Raw genomic sequence first — 23,018 nt, 5'->3', positions numbered from 1 at the left:
TGACAGCGTTTCGCTGTCGATACTAAACAGGACGCAACCCCGCACCGGTTGCCGATTCAGTGCTTGTCAAGACTTGACTTATGCACATTTTCCACGTTGCAGCGCGGTAGAGCCCCGTATCGGTCAAATTATCTCGCTATGGTTCGGTGATTTGAATAGCAGCCTTATGGAATAAGGCTCCGCGGGGCACCGTCGCAAGCGGCGAAAAATAGCCGAAAGCACGGCCCCGCGCGCGTTGCGGCCATTGCACGACGAGTTCTCAACAAAGTTATCCACAGGCTGGGCAGGGTATACGGCGATTCCTAATGCGAATCCAAAACTTAGCGCCGAATCTGAAGTTTTACTTTAAGTGCGTTGCCGCGATGCGGGCGCGGATGCCGGCCGTCCATGCGGCGCGTGCCGCCGCCGTCGGAGCGCCGTGATGGACGGCACTTACCTGCGCGTCGCGCTCGACCATCCGCTCGCGACCCTGTTCGACTACCGCTGCGACGCGCAGCCGGCGCCCGTGCCCGGCACGCTCGTGCAGGTGCCGTTCGGCAAGCGGCAGGCCGTCGGGCTCGTCTGCGAAGTGACGACTCACACCGATGTGCCGCCGTCCCGGCTGCGCGCGATCGACGCGATCTGCGCCGACCTGCCGCCGCTGTCGGCGGACTGGCTTGCGCTCGTGTCGTTCGCCGCCGACTACTATCAGCGCGGGCGTGGCGAGGTCGCGTTGCCGGCACTGCCGCAGGCGCTGCGCGACGCCGGGCGCTGGGGGCGGCTGCTCGCGCCCGAGGTGCGCTACCAACCGACGGAAGCCGGCCGCGCGGCGCTGCCCGATGCGTTGCCCGCGCGCGGCGCGGCGCTGCGGCGGCTCGCGCAGGCGCTCGTCGATACCGGCTCGCTGACGCTGCCCGATGCGCGCGCGCTGCATCCGAAGGCGGCCGCGACGCTCGACGACTGGGCGGCACGTGGCTGGGTCGATGTCGAGGAGATCGGCTGGGCCGATGCACCTGTGCCCAAAGCTGTGGATAACCTGTCGACAACCGGTGGACGAACTGTGCCGCCGGCGCTCACCGACCAGCAGGCCGAGGCGCTCGACGCGATCCGCGCCGCGCAGGGCTTCGCGCCGTTCCTGCTGCACGGCGTGACGGGCAGCGGCAAGACCGAGGTCTACCTGCATGCGCTCGCGTCGCTGCTCGACGCGCGGCCGGACGCGCAGGCGCTCGTCCTCGTCCCCGAAATCAACCTGACGCCGCAGTTCGAGGCCGCGTTTCGCGCGCGCTTCGCGGGCGCGCTCGCCGACGACGCGATCGTCACGCTGCACAGCGGGCTCGCCGAGGGCGAGCGGGCGCGCAACTGGCTGGCCGCGCACACGGGCCGCGCGCGGATCGTGCTCGGCACGCGCCTCGCGGTGCTCGCGTCGATGCCGACGCTCGCGCTGATCGTCGTCGACGAGGAGCACGAGCCCGCGTACAAGCAGCAGGAAGGGCTGCGCTATTCGGCGCGCGATCTCGCCGTGTGGCGCGCGAAGCAACTCGGCGTCACGGTCGTGCTCGGCTCGGCGACGCCGTCGCTCGAAAGCTGGTGGCAGGCAGAGCAGGGGCGCTACACGCGGCTCACGCTGTCGCGCCGCGCGGTGGCCGACGCGACGCTGCCGACCGTGCGGCTGATCGATCTCGAAGAGGAGCGGCGGCGCGGGCGCGCGTCGATGGGCGGGCTGTCGGGGCCGCTCGTCGCGGGGCTGAGGGCGCGCCTCGAACGCGGCGAGCAGAGCCTCGTGTTCCTGAACCGGCGCGGCTACGCACCGCAGCTCGCGTGTGACGCATGCGGCTGGGTCGCGGGCTGCCCGCGCTGCAGCGCGTATGTCGTGCTGCACAAGCCCGAGCACGCGCTGCGCTGCCATCACTGCGGCTGGGAAGCGCGCATTCCGCGCTCGTGCCCCGAGTGCGGGAACGTCGACATCGCGCCGCTCGGGCGCGGCACGCAGCGCATCGAGGAGGCGCTCGCCGAGGCCGTGCCGGGCGCGCGCGTGCTGCGGATCGACGCGGACAGCACGCGCCGCAAGGGCAGCGCGCAGGCGCTTTTCTCCGACGTGCATGCGGGCGAGGTCGACATCCTCGTCGGCACGCAGATGATCGCGAAGGGGCACGACTTCCAGCGCGTGTCGCTCGTCGGCGTGCTCAATGCCGATACCGCGCTGTTCTCGCACGACTTCCGGGCGAGCGAGCGGCTGTTCGCGCAACTGATGCAGGTGAGCGGCCGCGCGGGGCGCGCCGGGCTGCCGGGCGAGGTGCTCGTGCAGACGCGTTACCCGCGCCACGCGCTGTACCACGCGCTCGGGCGGCAGGATTACATCGGCTTCGCGAATTCGACGCTCGGCGAGCGCCGCGACGCGCACTTGCCACCGTTCGTCTACCAGGCGCTGCTGCGCGCCGAAGGACGCACGCTCGACGCGGCGCTCGCGTTCCTGCTGCAGGCCGCGGCCGCGCTGCCGGGGCTGCCGGGCGCCGATCGCGTGACCGTGTACGACGCGGTGCCGATGACGATCGTCAAGGTCGCGAACGTCCACCGCGCGCAGCTGCTGCTCGAAAGCGCATCGCGGGCGGCGCTGCAGCATACGCTGCGTGCATGGCAGCCCGAGCTGCGCGCGCTGAAGGGCGTACTGCGGTGGAGCGTCGAGGTCGATCCGCTGGATATCTGAACGGCGCCCGCGCGAGCGTCGCGCGGCGTGCCGCGGTATAGAAGCCCGGGCCGCCGGGCGCCCCCGAACTGTTTCTCGTCGCACGCCCGCACCCGGGCGCCGCACCCAGTGCAACCCGTTTTCGCCCGCTTCGGCGCGCGCCGAAGGTTGCGCACGCACGTCAAACCGGCCCGCTCAGGGAAAACACCGATCCTCCGACCACGGGCAACCCCTAGGTTGCAACCGTGTAAGTGGCTGATTATATTGGCTAACTTGAGGGTGCAACCTACCTCTCAATTTGGTTGCACCTTTTTATTGCGTGCCGTAGGATTTCGCGCATCCTCTTACACCACATTGCCGGGCTCGCTCCGGCGCACGAACCCACCATGGCAAGCACGACTCTCGGCGTCAAGGTCGACGACCTACTTCGCTCGCGCCTCAAGGACGCTGCCGCGCGTCTCGAGCGCACTCCCCACTGGCTGATCAAGCAGGCGATCTTCGCGTATCTCGAGCGGATCGAGCACGGCCAGCTGCCGCCCGAACTGTCGGGCCACAGCGGCGTCACGGAGCTCGCGGACGGCCAGGCCGCGGACCAGGACGACGACAACTCGCCGCATCCGTTCCTCGAGTTCGCGCAGAACGTGCAGCCGCAATCGGTGCTGCGCGCGGCGATCACGGCCGCGTACCGCCGCCCCGAGCCGGAATGCGTGCCGTTCCTGCTCGGCCAGGCGCGCCTGCCCGCGAACCTGCAGGCGGACGCGCAGGCGCTCGCGACGAAGCTCGTCGAGGCGCTGCGCGAGAAGAGCTCGGGCGGCGGCGTCGAGGGGCTGATCCACGAATTCTCGCTGTCGAGCCAGGAAGGCGTCGCGCTGATGTGCCTCGCCGAAGCGCTGCTGCGCATTCCCGACCGCGCGACGCGCGATGCGCTGATTCGCGACAAGATCAGCAAGGGCGACTGGCGCTCGCACGTCGGCCACGCACCGTCGCTGTTCGTGAACGCGGCGACCTGGGGGCTGATGATCACGGGCAAGCTCGTGACGACCAACAGCGAAGCGGGGCTGTCGTCGGCGCTGACGCGCCTGATCGGCCGCGGCGGCGAGCCGCTGATCCGCAAGGGCGTCGACATGGCGATGCGCCTGATGGGCGAGCAGTTCGTCACCGGCGAGACGATCTCCGAAGCGCTCGCGAACAGCCGCAAGTACGAAGCGCGCGGCTTCCGCTACTCGTACGACATGCTCGGCGAAGCGGCGACGACCGAAGAGGATGCGCAGCGCTACTACGCATCGTACGAGCAGGCGATCCACGCGATCGGCAAGGCGGCCGGCGGCCGCGGCATCTACGAAGGCCCCGGCATCTCGATCAAGCTGTCGGCGCTGCACGCGCGCTACTCACGCTCGCAGCAGGACCGCGCGATGAGCGAACTGCTGCCGCGCGTGCGCTCGCTCGCGCTGCTTGCGCGCCGCTACGACATCGGCCTGAACATCGACGCGGAGGAAGCCGACCGCCTCGAGGTGTCGCTCGACCTGCTCGAGGCGCTGTGCTTCGATCCGGATCTCGCGGGCTGGAACGGCATCGGCTTCGTGGTGCAGGGTTACCAGAAGCGCTGCCCGTTCGTGATCGACTACCTGATCGACCTCGCGCGCCGCAGCCGTCACCGCCTGATGATCCGCCTCGTGAAGGGCGCGTACTGGGATTCCGAGATCAAGCGGGCGCAGGTCGACGGCCTCGAAGGCTATCCGGTCTATACGCGCAAGATCTACACGGACGTGTCGTACCTCGCGTGCGCGAAGAAGCTGCTCGCGGCGCCCGATGCCGTCTACCCGCAGTTCGCGACGCACAACGCGTACACGCTGGCCGCGATCTACCAGCTCGCGGGCCAGAACTACTACCCGGGCCAGTACGAATTCCAGTGCCTGCACGGGATGGGCGAGCCGCTGTACGAGGAAGTCACGGGCCGCGACAAGCTGAACCGCCCGTGCCGCGTGTACGCGCCGGTCGGCACGCACGAGACGCTGCTCGCGTACCTGGTGCGCCGCCTGCTGGAGAACGGCGCGAACACGTCGTTCGTGAACCGCATCGCGGATAAAACCGTGTCGGTGAAGGAACTGGTCGCCGACCCGGTCGACGAAGCGATGAAGGTCACGCCGCTCGGCGCGCCGCACGCGAAGATCCCGCTGCCGCGCAACCTGTACGGCGACGAGCGTCCCAACTCGATGGGCCTCGACCTGTCGAACGAACACCGTCTCGCGTCGCTGTCGTCCGCGCTGCTCGCGAGCGCGCATTTCCCGTGGCGCGCGGCGCCGCTGCTCGCCGACGACGCGCTCGCCGACGCGCCGGCCCGCGACGTGCGCAACCCGGCCGACCAGCGCGACGTGGTCGGCACGGTCAGCGAAGCGACGGCCGAACACGTGAGCGCGGCGCTTGCACACGCGGTGGCCGCCGCGCCGATCTGGCAGGCGACGCCGGTCGATGCGCGCGCCGATTGCCTGGTGCGCGCGGCGGACCTGCTCGAAGCACAGATGCATACGCTGATGGGCCTGATCGTGCGCGAAGCCGGCAAGTCGCTGCCGAACGCGATCGCCGAGATCCGCGAAGCGGTCGACTTCCTGCGCTACTACGCCGCGCAGATCCGCGACGAATTCTCGAACGACACGCACCGCCCGCTCGGCCCCGTGGTCTGCATCAGCCCGTGGAACTTCCCGCTCGCGATCTTCATGGGCCAGGTCGCCGCGGCGCTGGCAGCCGGCAATACGGTGCTCGCGAAGCCGGCCGAACAGACGCCGCTGATCGCCGCCCAGGCCGTGCGCCTGCTGCGCGAGGCCGGCGTGCCGGCCGGCGCGGTGCAGCTGCTACCGGGCGACGGCGAGACCGTCGGCGCGGCGCTGGTCGCCGATCCGCGCACGCGCGCGGTGATGTTCACGGGTTCGACCGAAGTCGCGCGCCTGATCAACAAGACGCTGTCCGCGCGCCTCGACCCGGACGGCAAGCCGATCCCGCTGATCGCCGAAACGGGCGGGCAGAACGCGATGATCGTCGACTCGTCGGCGCTCGCGGAGCAGGTCGTCGCGGACGTCATGCAGTCGTCGTTCGACTCGGCCGGTCAACGGTGTTCGGCGCTGCGCGTTCTGTGTCTGCAGGACGATGTCGCGGAACGCACGCTGACGATGCTCAAGGGCGCGATGCACGAGCTGGCGCTCGGCAACCCCGACCGGCTGTCGACGGACGTCGGCCCGGTGATCGACGGCGACGCGAAGCAGACGATCGACACGCACGTTGCTGCGATGCAGGACAAGGGCCACGCGGTCACGCAGTTGCCGGCGCCCGATGCATGCGCGCACGGCACGTTCGTGCCGCCGACGCTGATCGAGATCGGCAGCATCGACGAGCTGAAGCGTGAAGTGTTCGGCCCCGTGCTGCACGTGGTGCGCTACCGCCGCAGCCAGCTCGACAAGCTGCTCGAGCAGATCCGCGCGACCGGTTACGGGCTGACGCTCGGCATCCACACGCGGATCGACGAGACGATCGCGCACGTGATCTCGAACGCGCACGTCGGCAACATCTACGTGAACCGCAACGTGATCGGCGCGGTGGTCGGCGTGCAGCCGTTCGGCGGCGAAGGGCTGTCGGGCACGGGCCCGAAGGCCGGCGGCGCGCTGTACCTGCAGCGCCTGCTCGCGACGCGCCCGTCGGGCCTGCCGCGCTCGCTCGCGCAGACGCTGGTGGCGGACGGCGCGGTCGAAGGCGACGCGCGCGGCAACCCGGCGGCGGCGCTGACCACGCTGCGCGACTGGCTGATCGAGCAGCGCGAGCCGGCGCTGGCCGCGCGTTGCGACGGTTATCTCGCCCAGGTGCCGGCGGGCGCGACCGCCGTGCTGACCGGTCCGACGGGCGAGCGAAACACGTATACACTCGGCCCGCGCGGCACGGTGCTGTGTGTCGCGGCGACGCCGGGCGGCGCGCGCGCGCAGTTCGCGGCGGTGCTGGCGACCGGTAACCGCGCATTGTTCGCCGGCGCGGCCGGCGAGGCGCTCGTCGCCGCGCTGCCGGCGTCGCTGAAGGCGCACGCGGCCGTGCGCAAGCAGGCCGACGCGGCATTCGACGCGGTGCTGTTCGAAGGCGATAGCGACGAACTGCAGACGCTCGTGAAGGACGTCGCGCAGCGGCCGGGCCCGATCGTGTCGGTGCAGGGCGTATCGGTGGGCGCGTTCGAGAACGGCGACGCGGAGGATTACGCGCTGGAACGGCTGCTGACGGAGCGCTCGGTGAGCGTGAACACGGCCGCGGCGGGCGGCAATGCGAATTTGATGACGATCGGCTGACCATCCTTGCCGTTCGGATCAAACAAAGGAAGCGGCAAGGCGATCCCGAAGCCGCTCCATTTACCCTGGTACCAAGGAGATGCTATGCAACACACGATGAAAAAGGTGGCAGGCGCGACGTTCGTCGCGGTCATGTCGCTGGCGGGGACGGCCCATGCGGATGACGTGAAGGTTGGTTACGCAGGGCCGATGACGGGCGCGCAGGCGCATTACGGCAAGGATATGCAGAACGGGATCGTGCTCGCGATCGAGGATTTCAACGCGACGAACCCGAAGATCGGCGGCAAGGCCGTGAAGTTCGTGCTCGACACGCAGGACGACCAGGCTGACCCGCGCACCGGCACGACGGTGGCGCAGAAGCTCGTCGACGACGGCATCAAGGGCATGCTCGGCCACTTCAACTCGGGCACGACGATTCCGGCCTCGCGCATCTATGCGAACGCGGGCATTCCGCAGATCGCGATGGCGACGGCGCCGGAATACACGCAGCAGGGCTACAAGACGACCTTCCGCATGATGACGTCCGACACGCAGCAGGGCTCGGTGGCCGGCACGTTCGCGTCGAAGGATCTCGGCATGAAGAAGATCGCGATCGTCGACGACCGCACGGCGTACGGCCAGGGTCTCGCCGACCAGTTCGAGAAGGCCGCGAAGGCCGGCGGCGCGACGATCGTCGACCGCGAGTTCACGAACGACAAGGCCGTGGACTTCAAGGCGATCCTGACGAAGCTGAAGGCCGCGAAGCCGGACCTCGTCTACTACGGCGGCGCGGATTCGCAGGCAGCGCCGATGGTCAAGCAGATGAAGACGCTCGGCATCGCCGCACCGCTGATGAGCGGCGAAATGGTGAAGACGCCGACGTTCCTGAAGATCGCGGGCAACGCGTCCGAAGGCACGATCGCATCGCTGGCCGGTCTCCCGCTCGAAGAGATGCCGGGCGGCAAGACGTACGCGGACAAGTACAAGAAGCGCTTCGGCGAAGAAGTGCAGACGTACTCGCCGTATTCGTACGACGGCGCGATGGCGATGTTCAACGCGATGAAGAAGGCCGATTCGACCGATCCGGCGAAGTACCTGCCGGTGCTCGCGAAGAGCGACATGGCGGGCGTCACGTCGACGCACGTCGCGTATGACGCGAAGGGCGACCTGAAGAACGGCGGCATCACGATGTACAAGGTCGAGAAGGGCGAGTGGAAGCCGCTGAAGAGCATCGGCGGCAAGTAAGCCGGCATTGATGTGACGCGCGGGCGGCGGCGAGCGTCGCCGCCCGGCCGATCATGCGAAAAAGCCACCGGGCCGTCGGGCCGGGTGGCTTTTTCTTTTTCCTTGGGCGGACGCGCGGCTATTCGCGACGCACGCGCAGCAGGAATTTCTGCAGCTTGCCGGTCGGCGTGCGCGGCAGCGCCTGCGCGAACGTGAACTCGCGCGGGACCTTGTACGCGGCGAGCTGCTCGCCGCAGAACGCGCGCAGCGCATCCGCGTCGGGCACCGTGCCCGCGCGCATCACGACGTGCGCGACGACCGTTTCGCCCCAGTCGGGATGCGGAACGCCGACGACGGCCGCCTCGGCGATGTCCGGGTGCGCGCCGAGCACGTCCTCCACTTCCTTCGAATAGACGTTCTCGCCGCCCGTGACGATCAGGTCCTTCAGCCGGTCGACGATGAACAGGTAGCCATCCTCATCGATCCGCGCGATGTCGCCGGTGCGGTACCAGCCATCCGGCGCGAACGCGGCGCGCGTCGCGGCCGCGTCGTCGAGATAGCCGAGCATCATGCTGTCGGCCTTCAGCCAGATCTCGCCGGCCTCACCCGGCTGCGCATCGATGCCGTCCATCCGCACGACGCGCAGGTCGACGCCCGGGCCGCCGTGGCGGCCGATCGAACCGGCCTTCGCGATCTGCTCGTCCGGATACAGCGTCGTGCCGGCCGGCCCCGTTTCGGTCATTCCGTACACCTGGAAGAACGCGTCGCTGCGATACGCGTGCGCGAGCCGCTCGGCCTGCGCGGCGCCGATCGGGCCGCCGCCGTACAGCCACGCGCGCACGCTCGACAGGTCGAACGCCGCGAAGCCGTCGATCGTGTCGAGCGGCAGCGTGTACGACACCGGCGCACCGAAATACAGCGTCACGCGCTCGCGCTCGATGGCCTGCAGGAAGCGCAGCGGATGGTATTCGCGCAGCAGCACGACGGTGCCGCCCGCGTACAGCGTGCCGCCGAACCAGTTGTTCAGCGGCGACGAATGCCAGATCGGCATCGCCATCAGCGTGCGTTCGTTGCGGCCGATGCCGGTCGCGAGCGCCGCCTGCATCGCCGCGAGCGTCACGGTGCGGTGGCTGTGCACGCAGCCTTTCGGGCGGCCGGTCGTGCCGGACGTGTAGAGGATCTGCGCGATGTCGCCGTCGGCCGGCTCGATGCCCGCGAGGCCGTCCATCGTTGCGCACATCGTGTCGAAGCACGGCACGCCGTCGAGCTCGCCTTCGGTCACGAGCTGCCGCGCGGGATGCACGATGCGTTCGACCACCGGCGCGAGCGCCACGTCGAACAGGAGCGCCTTGCTGCGGCTGTGTTCGAGCACATAGTCGACTTCCGGCGCCTGCAGCTTGTGGTTGACCGGCACGAACGTTGCGCCGAGCCGCCACGCGCCGAACATCAGGTCGACGAAGGCCGGCGTGTTGAAGCACATCGCGGCGACGCGGTCGCCGGCCGCGATGCCGAGCGCGCTCAGCACGGCCGCTGCGCGGTGCGAGCGCTCGCGCGCGGCGGCATAGGTGATCGTCGCGGATTCGCTGACAAGGAACGGCTTGTCGGGCGTCGTGCGGGCGGCGCGGTCAAGGGCGGCGACGAGGTTCATCGGGGCTCCGGGCGGGGCGAGGGGCGGCGCAAATCAGGCCGGGTATGCGCGTTGCAGCAGCGCGGCGACGTCGATCGCGTGCGGGTCGAAGCCGCCCGCGATGCGGCCCCAGTCGGGCGCGGCGAGCCGCGTTGCGACGAACGCGTCGGCGACGGCCGCCGGCGCATCGCGGCGCAGCAGGCACGCCTGCGCGACGAGCGCGAGCCGCTGCGCGAACACGCGGCCCGACGCCTCGAGCGTGTCGGCCGGCGCCGCGAGCATCGCGCGCAGCGCGTCGAGCGCCGCGCGGATGCGCGGTTCGCCCGCACCGAGGTCGGCGAGTTCGGCGAACAGCGCGGCAGCCGCATCGGGCTCGCGCGACACCGCGCGCAGCACGTCGATGCACATCACGTTGCCCGAGCCTTCCCAGATCGAGTTGACGGGCGCCTCGCGGAACAGCCGCGCGATCGGGCCGTCGTCGACATAGCCGTTGCCGCCGAACACTTCCATCACCTCGCCGGTCAGCTCGACCGCACGCTTGCAGACCCAGAATTTCGCGGCGGGCGTGACGATCCGCTTCCACGCGCGTTCGCGCGGCGAGTCGTCGCGCTCGAACGCGTCGGCGAGGCGCATCGCGAGCGCGAGTGCCGCTTCGCTTTCGAGCGCGAGATCGGCCAGCACGGTGCGCATCAGCGGCTGCTCGGCGAGCGCACGGCCGAACGCGTGGCGCTGGCGCGTGTACGCGATCGCCTGCACGACGCCCTGGCGCAGCATCGCCGCGCTGCCGAGCACGCAGTTCAGCCGCGTGTAGGTGGCCATCTCGATGATGGTCGGAATGCCGCGGCCTTCGTCGCCGAGCATGATCCCCCACGCGTCGTTCAGCTCGATCTCGCTGCTCGAGTTGCTGCGATTGCCGACCTTGTCCTTCAGCCGCTGGATCTCGACCGCGTTCTTCGTGCCGTCCGGCCGCCAGCGCGGCACGTAGAAGCACGACGGGCTGCCGGCTTCGGTGCGCGCGACGACGAGGTGCGCGTCGCACATCGGCGCGGAGAAGAACCACTTGTGGCCGCGCAGCCGGTATTCGCCGCCGCGTCCGCCCGCGCCGACCGGGGTGGCCAGCGTCGTGTTCGCGCGCACGTCGGAGCCGCCCTGTTTCTCGGTCATCCCCATGCCGAACCAGATCGAGCGCTTGTCGGCGACGGGCACGTCGCGCGGATCGTAGTCGTCGCTGTAGAGCTTGTCGCGCAGCAGGCCCCACAGCGCGGGCTCCTTCTGCAGCACGGGGATCGCGGCCTGCGTCATCGTCGCCGGGCACAGCGTGCCGGCCTCGATCTGGCCATGCAGGTAGAAGCCGGCGGCGGTCGCGGCCCAGCGGCCGCGGCGCGTATCGCGGAACGCGAGCGACACGAAGCCTGCGTGGCGGTACCGGCCGAGCAGTTCGTGCCACGCCGGGTGGAAGTCGACGCGGTCGATGCGCCGGCCGCGCCGGTCGAACGTGTTCAGTTCAGGCGGGTAGCGGTTTGCTGCGTCGGCGAGCCGCGCGGTGTCGGCGCTGCCGAGCCGCGCGCCGTACGCGTCGAACTGCGGCACGGCCCAGTCGGCGCCCGCGCGGGCGAGCGCGTCGCGCAGCGCGAGGTCCGTCGCGAAGAGGTTATAGTCGACCAGTTCGTCGAACTGGTTCGTGACGGCGTGAGTCGCTTCGGTCATCGGGGCTGTCTCCGGTCTCATGCTTCGCGGGCGGCCGGCGTCGTGCCGCACGGATGGCGCTTCGCGCCGCTTCCGGCTCCCGGTAAAACGCGTTCCCTGCTCAATTCCAGAGTAGCAAATATGCCGCCGCGACATGTTCAGGTTCCGGCGCCGCCCGGCCAGCCGGCGGTGCAACCCGCGCCCGCATTGCGCCGCCGGCCGCGCCAGTCGCGCGCGCAGGCGAGCTCCGACGCGCTGCAGCAGGCGTTCGTTCAGCTTTGGCTCGAACGCGGCTACGCGAAGGCGACGATCCGCGAGATCGCGGCCGTCGCGGGCGTCAGCATCGGCACCTTCTACGAGTATTTCGGCGACAAGCAGAGCCTCGCGGCGCTCTGCATCCACCGCCGCGTGCTGGCGCTGGCCGACCGGCTGCGCGATGCGGCGCAGCAGCTGCGCGGCGTGCCGCGGGCCGAACTCGCCGCGGCGCTGGTGGACCTGCAGGTCGACGCGATCGCCGCCGACGCGGCGCTGTGGGGCGCGCTCTTCGCGCTGGAGCGGCAGGTGTCGCCGCTCGCCGCCTACCGCCGGCATTACGACGCCTATGTCGCGCTGTGGCGCGACGCGCTCGCGCACGCGGCCGATCCGCCGCCGGTCGCGCGGCTCGACGGGCTCGCGCGGATGGCACACACGATCTGCTATGGCGGCCTGTCGCAGGCATTGCTGACGCTCGGGCCCGCGCTCGACCTCGCCGCGTTGCGCGGCGAACTGCGGGCGGTGCTGCTCGCGTATCTGGCGGCGGCGGGTCGGTAGCCTTCCCTAGGGGAAATGCCTGATTCGCATGCCGGGCGGCAGGCCGGCGTTGCCGCTGCATGCTTCTCTCCATGAGCCATGAGAAAAACGCATGGTCGCCATGACGAACTTTCGATTGTCCGCCGATATTGGCTGGGGCTAAATCATGCGGCAGATGCAGGGCCGCGCGTGCCGCGCGGGCCCGCCCGAAGGACATCAGAAGGAGGAGTCATGCGAAGCGCCACCGCGCCCCGTTCGAAACTGCCCGACGTCGGGACGACGATCTTCACGGTGATCGGCCAACTGGCTGCGCGACACGATGCGTTGAACCTGTCGCAGGGCGCGCCGAATTTCGCGCCCGATCCGGCGCTCGTCGAAGGCGTCGCGCGCGCGATGCGCGACGGGCACAACCAGTACGCGCCGATGGCCGGCGTCATGGCGCTGCGCGAGCGGCTCGCCGAGAAGACCGAGACGCTGTACGGCGCGCGCTACGATCCGGCGACCGAGATCACGGTGATCGCGAGCGCGAGCGAAGGGCTCTACGCGGCGATCAGCGCGCTCGTGCATCCGGGCGACGAGGTGATCTATTTCGAGCCGGCGTTCGACAGCTATGCGCCGATCGTGCGGCTGCAGGGCGCGACGCCGGTCGCGATCAAGCTGTCGCCCGAGCATTTCCGCGTGAACTGGGACGAGGTGGCCGCGGCGATCACGCCGCGCACGCGGATGATCATCGTCAACACGCCGCACAACCCGACCGCGACCGTGTTTTCCGCCGACGATCTCGAGCGGCTCGCGCAGCTCACGCGCGACACCGGCATCGTGATCCTGTCCGACGAGGTCTACGAGCACGTCGTGTTCGACGGCGCACCGCACCAGAGCGTGGCGCGCCATCGTGAGCTGGCCGAGCGCAGCGTGATCGTGTCGTCGTTCGGCAAGTCGTTCCACGTGACCGGCTGGCGGGTCGGTCATTGCCTGGCGCCGGCCGAGCTGATGGACGAGATCCGCAAGGTGCACCAGTTCATGGTGTTCGCGGCCGACACGCCGATGCAGGTCGCGTTCGCGGAGATCCTCGCGCGGCCGGACAGCTATCTCGGCCTGTCGGCGTTCTACCAGGCCAAGCGCGACCTGCTCGCGCGCGAGCTGGCCGGTTCGCGTTTCGAGCTGCTGCCGAGTGAAGGCTCGTTCTTCATGCTCGCGCGCTTCCGGCACTTCTCGGATGAAAGCGACAGCGATTTCGTGCTGCGCCTGATCCGCGACGCGCGCGTCGCGACGATTCCGCTGTCGGCGTTCTATACCGACGGCACCGACGCCGGCGTGATCCGGCTCAGTTTTTCGAAGGACGACGCGACGCTGGTCGAAGGCGCGCGGCGGCTGCGTTCGCTGTAAGGCCCGTACGGAAACCGGCGGCGGCGACGTCGCACCGACCAGACACTGGAGATCACGATGAAGCACACGGCAACCCTGAAACTCGCGTTCGCACTGGCGTGCGCAATCGGCTCCGGCGCGGCGCTCGCCGATGCGCAGACGCTGCGCTTCGGCCTCGAGGCGCAATACCCGCCGTTCGAATCGAAAGCGCCGAACGGCGACCTGCAGGGCTTCGACATCGACGTCGGCAATGCCGTCTGCCAGACGGCGAAGCTGTCGTGCAAATGGGTCGAGACGTCGTTCGACGGGCTGATTCCCGCGCTGAAGGGCCGCAAGTTCGATGCGATCAACTCGGCGATGAACGCGACCGAGCAGCGGCGCCAGGCGATCGACTTCACGACGATCATCTATCGCGTGCCGACCCAGCTGATCGCGCGCACCGGCAGCGGCCTGCTGCCGACGCCCGAATCGCTGAAGGGCAAGCGCGTCGGCGTGCTGCAGGCGTCGATCCAGGAGACCTTCGCGAAGGCGCACTGGGAACCGGCCGGCGTCGCGATCGTCGCGTACCAGGACCAGAACCAGGCGTATGCGGACCTCGTGGCGGGCCGCGTCGATGCGACGCTCGTGCTCGCACCGTCCGGCCAGCGCGGCTTCCTGTCGCGCCCGGACGGCAAGGGTTTCTCGTTCGTCGGCCAGCCCGTGCGCGACGACCGGATCCTCGGCAACGGCATCGCCTTCGGCCTGCGCAAGGGCGACGACGCGCTGAAGGCGAAGCTCGACGCGGCGATCGACAAATTGAAGGCGGACGGCACGGTGAAGTCGCTCGGCCTGAAGTATTTCGGCGATATCGACATCTCGACGAAGTAAGCGGAGCCGCGCGATGCAGAACATGGATACGGTCGCCGCGGGCGGCGAACCGCGCGGCGTGCCGCTGTCGGGCGATGCGCTCGAAGCGGTACTCGTCGCCGAACTGGGCGACGCGCTCGTCACGCGTTCGGCCGACATCGATCCGCGTTACTTCACCGCGTACAACGAGCCGGCCGGCGTGCGGCCGCGCGCGCTGGTGCGCCCGCGCAGCGTCGACGACGTGTCGCGCACGCTCGCGCTGTGCGCGCAGCTCGGCCAGCCGGTCGTGCCGCAGGGCGGCCTGACGGGGCTCGCGCGCGGCGCGGTCGCGCTCGGCGGCGAGGTCGTGCTGTCGATGGAGCGCTTCGCGGGTATCGAAGCGCTCGACGCGGCGGCCGGCACGCTGACCGTGCGCGCCGGGACGCCGCTGCAGACGGTGCAGGAAGCCGCGGAAGCGGCGGGCTTCACGTTCGGCGTCGATCTCGGCGCGCGCGGCTCGTGCCAGATCGGCGGGATGCTCGCGACCAATGCGGGCGGCACGCGCGCGATCCGTTACGGGATGATGCGCGAGCAGGTGCTCGGGCTCGAGGCCGTGCTCGCGGACGGCACGGTCGTGTCGTCGATGAACCGGATGCTGAAGAACAACGCGGGCTACGACCTGAAGCAGCTGTTCATCGGCAGCGAGGGGACGCTCGGCGTCGTCACGCGTGCGGTGCTGCGGCTGCATCCGTTGCTCGCCGCGCCGGCCACCGCGCTCTGCCGCGTGCGCGACTACGACGCGGTGGTCGGGCTTTGGAACCGCATGCGCATGCTGCCGGAGGTCGTCAGCTTCGAGGCGATGTGGCCGGCGTTCTACGACTACGTCGCGCACCATACGCCGGGCGTCGCCGCGCCGTTCGCCGGCGACGGCGGCTTCGCGGTGCTGATCGAGTGTGCGACGAGCGCGCCGGGCGGCGATGCGCGCCACGCGCTGGAAACCGGCCTCGCGGCGGGGATCGACGCGGGGCTCGTGGACGACGCGGTGCTCGCGACGTCGGATCGGCAGGCGCGCGACCTGTGGACGCTGCGCGAAGGCCTCGCGATCGATGCGCTGCCGCATCTCGTCAACTTCGACGTGAGCCTGCCGACGGGCGAGCTCGGCGCGTTCGCCGAGCGCTGCGACGCTGCGCTGCGGGCGCGCTGGCCGGCGCTTACGTGCCTGTTCTTCGGCCATGTCGGCGACGGCAACGTCCATATCGGCGTGTCGCTCGAGGGGATGACCGACGCGGACGCCGACGCGCTCGATCACTGCGTGTACGCGGTGGTGCGGGACATGGGTGGCTCGGTATCGGCCGAGCACGGGATCGGCGCGCTGAAGCGCCCCTATCTCGCGCATACGCGCAGCGACGCGGAAATCGCGCTGATGCGACGCCTGAAGGCGGCGCTGGACCCGCACGGCATCCTGAATCCCGGCAAGGTGCTTTGACAGGGGGTGATTCCCGCTGCTGGCGGGAATCCGCCTGCGTGGGCCTGCGCGGGCCTGCGTGATGCGTCAGCCGTCCACCCAGCGCAGCGCGCCGATCTTCAGGTGTTCGACGACGCTGCGCGCCCAGTCGAGCTCCGCATTGAGCAGCACGAGCGCGTGTTCGTTCTGCAGCAGGAACAGGCGCGGCACCTGGTCGGCCTGCGCGGCGTTGCGCAGCGTTTCCAGGCGCGCGCGCTCGGCGTCGAGCCGGGCAATCCGAAGCTCGAGCTGGTGCCGAGCATCGTCGGCGTCGAGCAGCGGCAGGAACGCGAGGCCGGCGCCGAACACCGGGAATTCACGCACGGGCTCCGCGAGCAGCGCATGCAGCCACGCCTGGCCCGCCGTGTGCCCGGCCTCGGTCAGCGCGTACAGCGTGCGCTCGGGAAACGCGCCGTCGCGCTCGGTATCGTGCACGGCGATCAGCCCGTCGCGCAGCAGCCGGTCGATCGTCTGGTAGAGGCTCGTGCGCTGCCGCACGTTGACGACTTCGTCGTACCCGCGGGCCTTCAATTGCTGCAGCATCCCGTACGGATGCATCGGCGTTTCGGTGAGCGTCGCGAGGACGGCCAGCGCAAGCGGGGACGGGCGGCTCGTTGGCATGAATAGTTATGATATATCTAGTAAGAATATAACTATTCTCTATCAGACTATCTTATTTCACAAGGGTTTCAGCCGAGGTGCGAGCGCTTCGCGGCCGGCGCGACGGTTTCCATCGTCGCGAGACCATGCACGATGCCGCAATCCTCGACCGAATGTTCGCCGACGCACTGGCGGCGCAATTCGCTGAGCTGGTCGCGCAAATGGGTGAGTTCCGCGAGGCGCGCGTCGACGTGTCCGATGTGGTCGTCGAGCAGCGAATTGATCGAATCGCAGCGGTCGGCCGGCGTGTCGGTGAGCTGCAGCAGCGCGCGGATCTCGTCGTGCGCCATGTCGAGCGCGCGGCAGTTGCGGATGAAGCGCAGCCGTTCGACATGCACGTCGGTGTAGTTGCGATAGTTCGAATCGGTGCGCTCCGCATCCGGCATCAGACCCTCTTTCTCGTAGAAACGGATCGTCTCGGGGGTGCAGCGGGCCGCTTTGGCCAGTTCGCCAATCTTCATGCCTTTCTCCCGTGTAAGGGTTGACCTTGTAGTGGCTTCAGGGTGTTAACTCTACACCGTCAAGCCATAAAGGAGGTTGTCATGACCGACGCCCAGCGTCCCCACGACCCACGACACCGCCATGCAGGCGGCGCCGACCCGCGCGTCACGCAGACGGCGACCGTTGCCGACGCGGCGCCGGCGGCCGGCGAGCGCGCGAACGGCGAGGCCGCATCGCGCGGTCACGGCCATGATCACGGCCACGGCCACGGCGGCGGTGAGGGGCGCGATCACGGCCATGCACCCGGCGACGCGCATCAGCACGACGCCGCGCGCTCGCCCGATCATGCCGCGCATGACGATGCGGGTCACGACCACGACCACGGTCATGCGCACGGCGACGCGCATGTGCACGGTGCCACGTGCTCGCACGACCACGCGGCGCATGACCATGCCGGTCACGACCACGACCACGACCACGACCACGACCACGACCACGACCACGACCACGACCACGACCACGACCACGTCCACGCGGCCGGCGACTGCTGCGCGCCTGCCGCGCTGACGCTCGCGCCGCTGCCGGTCGCGCAGGCGACCGCGTCGGGCCACGTGCGCTCAGCGTTCCGGATCATGCAGATGGACTGCCCGACCGAGGAAACGCTGATCCGCAAGAAGCTCGGCGGGATGGGCGAAGTGTCGGCGCTCGAATTCAACCTGATGCAGCGGATGCTGACCGTCGAGCACGTGGCGGGCGCCCAGCCGGCGATCGAAAGCGCGATCCGCACGCTCGGGATGACGCCCGAGGCCGCGACGGCCGGTGCACCGGCGTCGCGCGTCGCCGACGCGCCCGCGAAGCCGTGGTGGCCGCTGGCGCTGGCCGGCGTCGCCGCGATCGCGTCCGAGGGCGCGACCTGGGCCGGCCTGCCCGTATGGCTGTCGGCGGCGCTCGCGCTCGTCGCGGTGCTCGCGTGCGGGCTCACCACGTACAAGAAAGGCTGGATCGCGATCCGCAACGGCAACCTGAACATCAACGCGCTGATGAGCATCGCGGTGACGGGCGCGATGGCGATCGGCCAGTGGCCCGAAGCCGCGATGGTGATGGTGCTGTTCACGATCGCCGAACTGATCGAGGCGAAGTCGCTCGACCGCGCGCGCAATGCGATCCAGGGCCTGATGCAGCTCGCGCCGGACACCGCGACCGTGCAGGGCGCCGACGGGTCGTGGCGCACGATCGAGGCCGCGCAGGTCGCGCTCGGCGCGGTCGTGCGCGTGAAGCCGGGCGAGCGGATCGGGCTGGACGGCGAAGTCGTCACGGGCCGCTCGACGGTCAACCAGGCGCCGATCACCGGCGAGAGCCTGCCCGTCGAGAAGACGGCCGGCGACGCCGTGTACGCGGGCACGATCAACGAATCGGGTTCGTTCGAATACCGCGTGACGGCCGTCGCGGCCAATTCGACGCTCGCGCGGATCATCCACGCGGTCGAGGAGGCACAGGGCGCGAAGGCGCCGACGCAGCGCTTCGTCGACCAGTTCGCGCGCGTCTACACGCCGATCGTGTTCGCGGTCGCGCTGCTGGTCGCGGTGGTGCCGCCGATCGTCATGGGCGGCGCGTGGCACGACTGGATCTACCGCGCGCTGGTGCTGCTCGTAATCGCATGCCCGTGCGCGCTGGTGATCTCGACGCCGGTGACGATCGTGTCGGGGCTCGCGGCCGCGGCGCGGCGCGGGATTCTCGTGAAGGGCGGCGTCTACCTGGAAGAAGGGCGCAAGCTCGCGTGGCTCGCGCTCGACAAGACCGGCACGATCACGCACGGCAAGCCGGTGCAGACCGACTTCGACGTGCATGCGGCCGACGCCGATGCAGCGCGCGTGCGGCACCTCGGCGCGAGCCTTGCGGCGCGCTCCGATCACCCGGTGTCGCAGGCGATTGCTGCCGCGGCCCGCGACGCCGGCACGACGGCATTCGCCGATGTGCAGGACTTCGAAGCGATCGTCGGGCGCGGCGTGCGCGGCACGATCGACGGCGCACGCTACTGGCTCGGCAACCACCGGCTCGTCGAGGAGCTCGCGCGCTGCTCGACGGCGCTCGAGGCGAAGCTCGATGTGCTGGAGCGGCAGGGCAAGAGCGTCGTGGTGCTGGTCGACGAGGCGCGCGTGCTCGGCATCTTCGCGGTGGCCGACACGATCAAGGACACGAGCCGCGCGGCGATCGCCGATCTGCACGCGCTGGGCATCCGCACCGCGATGCTGACGGGCGACAACCCGCATACCGCGCAGGCGATCGCCCGGCAGGCCGGCATCGACGACGCGCGCGGCAACCAGTTGCCGGAAGACAAGCTCGCGGCGGTCGACGAACTGTCGGCCGGCGGCGTGGGTGCGGTCGGGATGGTCGGCGACGGGATCAACGATGCACCGGCGCTCGCGCGCGCCGACATCGGCTTCGCGATGGGCGCGATGGGTACCGACACGGCGATCGAGACGGCCGACGTCGCGCTGATGGACGACGACCTGCGCAAGATTCCCGCGTTCGTGCGGCTGTCGCGCGCGACGCACCGCGTGCTGGTGCAGAACATCGGCTTCGCGCTCGGCGTGAAGATCGTGTTCCTCGGCCTCACGGTCGCGGGGCTCGGCACGATGTGGATGGCTGTCTTCGCCGACGCGGGCGCAAGCCTGATCGTCGTGGCCAACGGCTTGCGGCTGCTGTCGTCCTCCGGCGCGTTCGGCGGCGCGCAGGCCACGCGTTGAGGAGCGGGCGATGAGCTTTTTGAAGCGAATCCTGGGCGGCCATGGCGGCGGGCACGGCAGCGGGCACGGCAACAGCGGCCACGGTGGCGGGCATCACGGCGGGCAGGGCCGGGAAGAGCATGGCGGCCACGATGCGCGCGGCCGCGATCGCCACGGCTGGGGCTGGCAGGCGCCGGCCGACGGTAATGACGGCAAGGGCGGCCTCGGCGGCAACGTACCGCTGAGCCAGCTCGCCTGCGCGGGCTGCGGCGCGCTCAACGCGGCGGATGCGCGCTTCTGCGCGCAGTGCGGCGCGGCACAGCGCGGCAGGGCCTGCAGCCGCTGCCACGCGGCGCTGGCGGCCGACGCACGCTTCTGTCCGGGGTGCGGGACGCAGGCCGGCCAGGCATGATCGCCGGCCCGTTGCCGGCGTGAAACAGGCCGGAGACGTGATGGCGGCCGCCAACGGGCGCCGGCCCGGCCGGAGCCGATTCGCCCCGGCCCTGCGACGCCGGCGCCCCGGCCCTTCGATCAGCGCAGCGGCAGGTGGATCTCGGTGCGCAAGTCGGCCGGCGCCGCGTCCATCGGCGTATTGAGGTACAGCTCGAACGGCGGCGCGTTGGCGGCTTCGCGGCCCGAGTGGCGCAGCCAGTCGCCGTAGAGCCACTGGTAGACCATCTTCAGGTCCGCATACGGCCCCGTATGCAGCAGCACCGCGTATTCGCCGCCCGCCACCGTCGCGCGTTCCACCGGCGGCACGGGCTCGACGTCCGGCGCACCGTCGGCCGGCATGAAGCAGGCCTTCGCGCGCAACTGCGCTTCGGGTGTCGTGTCCGGATCGTCGTAGAAAATGCCGATCATCTTCGCGCCCGGGCCGATCAGCCCGTGTTGCCCGACCCACGCGCCGATCCGCATGAACGCTTCGCTGACCTTCATGTACGACCCGGTGTGGGCAACCGCATAGCCGTGCAACGCCGGCAACCGCCGGATCTCGACTTCGTGCTTGAACATGTCTTCGTCTCCTCTCTGTAGTGGATAAGCCGGCCGATGGGTGCCGGTGCTGCGCGGGCGGCACGCCATAGGCGTCGTGAAACGCCCGCGCGAACGCATGCGTCGAACCGTAGCCCGCGCGATCTCGTCGATCGGTCGCACCGTGCACGCGAGATCCTCGGACGCACGAACGGTCCGCATCCGCCGCACCGTCAGCACGATCGATTCGCCGTACGGCGCGCGATACACGCGCCGCCAGTGATACGGCGGCAGGCACGCGATTTCGGCGAGCCGGTTCAGGTCGAGCGGGCCGTCGAGATGCGCGCGGATGTACTCGTGGACGCGCGCCATGCTTGCCGCATATCGGACCCACGCAGGCTGGCCGGTTTTCGTTTCGGCTGTCGCCGGCGTGTCCGGGCAGGAACCGACGTCACGGTAGCACGGCGCGAATCGATCAATCTTGCGGAAAAGCGTAGGAGGCCTGTGAATCAGGCCCTTTTTATTTTGCCGAAATGGGGTCTCGCCCCTTGCGATCTATGACTAAAGTTAAAGACGGTGAAATCGGGTGATCGCGTCATTTTTCTCAGGTAAGTTGCTCGGGCAGCACGTTTTTCGAAGTACGCAGGTAGTTCGTCGATGTTCAATCGCAACGCCACGTTTTTCGGGAGAAGAAGAAATGGATGCTTCCAGCTTCATCACGTCGCTGCAGACCACGCTAGGCGGATATCTGCCCAAGATCGCCGGCGCGATCGGCATCCTGGTGATCGGCTGGCTGATCGCCGTGGTGGTGCGGGCCGGTGCGCTGCGCCTGCTCAAGGCGCTGAAGGTCGATCAGCGGATCAGCGAGAGCACCGGCCAGGGCGCGTGCGTCGAGCCCATCGTCGCCGGCGGCCTGTTCTGGCTCGTGCTGCTCGTCACCGCGGTGGGCATCTTCAACGTGCTCAACCTGTATGCGGTCTCCAATCCGTTCTCGCTGCTCGTCACGCACATCGTCAACTACCTGCCGAACCTGATCGGCGGCGCGGCGCTGACGCTGATCGCGTGGCTCATCGCATCGCTGCTGCGCAGCCTAGCGAACCGCGCGCTGAAGGCCAGCAAGATCGACGACAAGCTGTCCGACGGCGCGGGCATACAGCCGATGAGCGGCTATCTCGGCGACGTGCTGTTCTGGCTCGTGATCCTGATGTTCCTGCCGGCGATCCTCGGATCGTTCGCGCTGTCGGGCCTGCTGTCGCCCGTGCAGGGGATGGTCGACAAGCTGCTCGCGATCGTGCCGAACCTGTTCGCGGCCGCGGTGATCGGCTTCGTCGGCTGGATCGTCGCGCGCGTGCTGCGCGGCCTCGTGACGAACCTGCTCGTCGCCGCCGGCGCCGACCGCCTCACGCAGCGTCTCGACAGCCCGACGCCCGTGCGCGTGTCGAGCCTGATCGGCACGATCGTCTACGTGTTCGTGTTCGTGCCGACGCTGATCTCCGCGCTCGACGCGCTGAAGATCGACGCGATCTCGGGCCCCGCGACCAACATGCTGAACCAGTTCCTCGGCGCGGTGCCGGACATCGTCGCGGCGATCGTGATCGTGCTCGTCACGTTCTACTTCGCGCGCTTCGTCGCGTCGCTCGCGCAGAAGCTGCTGGAAGCCGCCGGCGCCGACGGGCTGCCGGCCGTGCTCGGCGTCGAGCGCGTGTTTTCGGGGATCCTGCAGCCGTCGGTGCTGGTCGCGCGGCTGATCGTGTTCTTCGCGATGCTGTTCGCGGCGGTCGAAGCCGCGAACCGGCTCGGCTTCTCGCAAGTGCGCGACGTCGTTACGCTGTTCATCGAATTCGGCGGCCACGTGCTGATGGGCGGCGTGATCCTCGTGATCGGCGTGTGGCTCGCGGGCCTCGCGCGCCGCGTGATCGAGCAGGCCGACCGCGAGCACAGCGTGCTGTTCGCGCGCATCGCGCAATTCGCGATCCTCGGCCTCGTGTTCGCGATGGGGCTGCGCGCGATGGGCATCGCGAACGAGATTGTCCAGCTCGCGTTCGGTCTCGTGCTCGGCGCGATCGCGGTGGCCGTCGCGCTGTCGTTCGGCCTCGGCGGCCGCGAGGCGGCCGGCAAGCTGCTCGACCGCTGGTTCAACCAGCGCGGCGGCGGTCAGTAAGCGCCGGTGTTCCGGCCGCCTCGTGCGGCCGGAACGCGCGCCTGATGATCGCGGCCGGCGTTTCCGCAAGCGAAATGTCAG

At 69.5% G+C, this 23,018-nt stretch carries 14 protein-coding genes and 1 pseudogene; 10 read left to right on the top strand and 5 right to left on the bottom strand.

Annotated elements, in window-relative coordinates; genetic code table 11:
- Nucleotides 1-421: 421 nt before the first annotated feature.
- From BFF94_RS21880 to BFF94_RS21870, 3 genes are all read left to right on the top strand, one after another.
- Nucleotides 422-2,683, top strand: coding sequence for a primosomal protein N' (locus BFF94_RS21880; RefSeq protein WP_219139829.1), 2,262 nt, complete (start codon nt 422-424; stop codon nt 2,681-2,683).
- Nucleotides 2,684-3,048: 365 nt separating this feature from the next.
- Nucleotides 3,049-6,981 carry a trifunctional transcriptional regulator/proline dehydrogenase/L-glutamate gamma-semialdehyde dehydrogenase gene (gene putA / locus BFF94_RS21875; protein ID WP_219139828.1) on the top strand — a complete coding sequence of 1,311 codons (3,933 nt, stop codon included), beginning with the start codon at nt 3,049-3,051 and terminating at the stop codon, nt 6,979-6,981.
- A gap of 84 nt (nt 6,982-7,065) precedes the next feature.
- Nucleotides 7,066-8,205, top strand: a complete 1,140-nt coding sequence (locus BFF94_RS21870) for a branched-chain amino acid ABC transporter substrate-binding protein (RefSeq protein ID WP_128847900.1) — start codon at nt 7,066-7,068, stop codon at nt 8,203-8,205.
- Nucleotides 8,206-8,323: 118 nt separating this feature from the next.
- On the opposite strand, the gene BFF94_RS21865 is transcribed toward BFF94_RS21870, so the two are convergent.
- Complete coding sequence (locus tag BFF94_RS21865) at nt 8,324-9,832, bottom strand: class I adenylate-forming enzyme family protein (RefSeq protein WP_219139827.1); 1,509 nt, start codon at nt 9,830-9,832, stop codon at nt 8,324-8,326.
- Nucleotides 9,833-9,865: 33 nt separating this feature from the next.
- Entirely contained in the window at nt 9,866-11,518 is a 1,653-nt protein-coding gene (locus BFF94_RS21860; protein ID WP_219139826.1) for an acyl-CoA dehydrogenase family protein, read from the bottom strand.
- Nucleotides 11,519-11,638: 120 nt separating this feature from the next.
- Here BFF94_RS21860 and BFF94_RS21855 point away from each other — a divergent pair, with 120 nt between their 5' ends.
- The 4 genes from BFF94_RS21855 to BFF94_RS21840 all read left to right on the top strand — a co-directional run bounded on the left by BFF94_RS21855 (nt 11,639) and on the right by BFF94_RS21840 (nt 15,962).
- Complete coding sequence (locus tag BFF94_RS21855) at nt 11,639-12,307, top strand: TetR/AcrR family transcriptional regulator (RefSeq protein ID WP_219139825.1); 669 nt, start codon at nt 11,639-11,641, stop codon at nt 12,305-12,307.
- Between the two features lie 210 nt (nt 12,308-12,517).
- Nucleotides 12,518-13,672: a pyridoxal phosphate-dependent aminotransferase gene (locus tag BFF94_RS21850; protein WP_128844795.1), complete on the top strand. Its 1,155-nt coding sequence runs from the start codon at nt 12,518-12,520 to the stop codon at nt 13,670-13,672.
- Between the two features lie 57 nt (nt 13,673-13,729).
- Nucleotides 13,730-14,518, top strand: coding sequence for an ABC transporter substrate-binding protein (locus tag BFF94_RS21845; RefSeq protein ID WP_128844792.1), 789 nt, complete (start codon nt 13,730-13,732; stop codon nt 14,516-14,518).
- 13 nt (nt 14,519-14,531) lie between these two features.
- Nucleotides 14,532-15,962, top strand: coding sequence for an FAD-binding oxidoreductase (locus tag BFF94_RS21840; protein ID WP_219139824.1), 1,431 nt, complete (start codon nt 14,532-14,534; stop codon nt 15,960-15,962).
- Nucleotides 15,963-16,028: 66 nt separating this feature from the next.
- Here BFF94_RS21840 and BFF94_RS21835 read toward each other — a convergent pair whose 3' ends face one another.
- Both BFF94_RS21835 and cadR read right to left on the bottom strand, forming a co-directional pair.
- The gene (locus BFF94_RS21835) at nt 16,029-16,601 is read right to left on the bottom strand and encodes a PadR family transcriptional regulator (protein ID WP_128844789.1); all 573 of its coding nucleotides are present in this window, start codon (nt 16,599-16,601) and stop codon (nt 16,029-16,031) included.
- A 68-nt stretch (nt 16,602-16,669) separates the two neighbouring features.
- Nucleotides 16,670-17,101, bottom strand: a complete 432-nt coding sequence (gene cadR, locus BFF94_RS21830; RefSeq protein ID WP_128844787.1) for a Cd(II)/Pb(II)-responsive transcriptional regulator — start codon at nt 17,099-17,101, stop codon at nt 16,670-16,672.
- Between the two features lie 81 nt (nt 17,102-17,182).
- Between cadR and BFF94_RS21825 the strand changes: the two genes are divergently transcribed.
- Nucleotides 17,183-19,828, top strand: a complete 2,646-nt coding sequence (locus BFF94_RS21825) for a heavy metal translocating P-type ATPase (RefSeq protein ID WP_219139823.1) — start codon at nt 17,183-17,185, stop codon at nt 19,826-19,828.
- 10 nt (nt 19,829-19,838) lie between these two features.
- Complete coding sequence (locus tag BFF94_RS21820) at nt 19,839-20,219, top strand: zinc ribbon domain-containing protein (RefSeq protein WP_219139822.1); 381 nt, start codon at nt 19,839-19,841, stop codon at nt 20,217-20,219.
- A gap of 119 nt (nt 20,220-20,338) precedes the next feature.
- Here the strand turns inward: BFF94_RS21820 and BFF94_RS37980 are convergent.
- Nucleotides 20,339-21,148: pseudogene (locus BFF94_RS37980) on the bottom strand (AraC family transcriptional regulator).
- A gap of 325 nt (nt 21,149-21,473) precedes the next feature.
- On the opposite strand from BFF94_RS37980, the gene BFF94_RS21810 reads away from it, so the two are divergent.
- On the top strand, nt 21,474-22,937 hold the full coding sequence (locus BFF94_RS21810) for a mechanosensitive ion channel (RefSeq protein WP_128843824.1): 1,464 nt from the start codon (nt 21,474-21,476) through the stop codon (nt 22,935-22,937).
- The last annotated feature ends 81 nt before the right edge of the window (nt 22,938-23,018 follow it).

The organism is Burkholderia catarinensis, assembly GCF_001883705.2.
Classification (GTDB): domain Bacteria; phylum Pseudomonadota; class Gammaproteobacteria; order Burkholderiales; family Burkholderiaceae; genus Burkholderia; species Burkholderia catarinensis.
The sequence above is the reverse complement of the archived record's forward strand: the minus strand, read 5'-3'. Positions and strand labels throughout refer to the sequence as shown.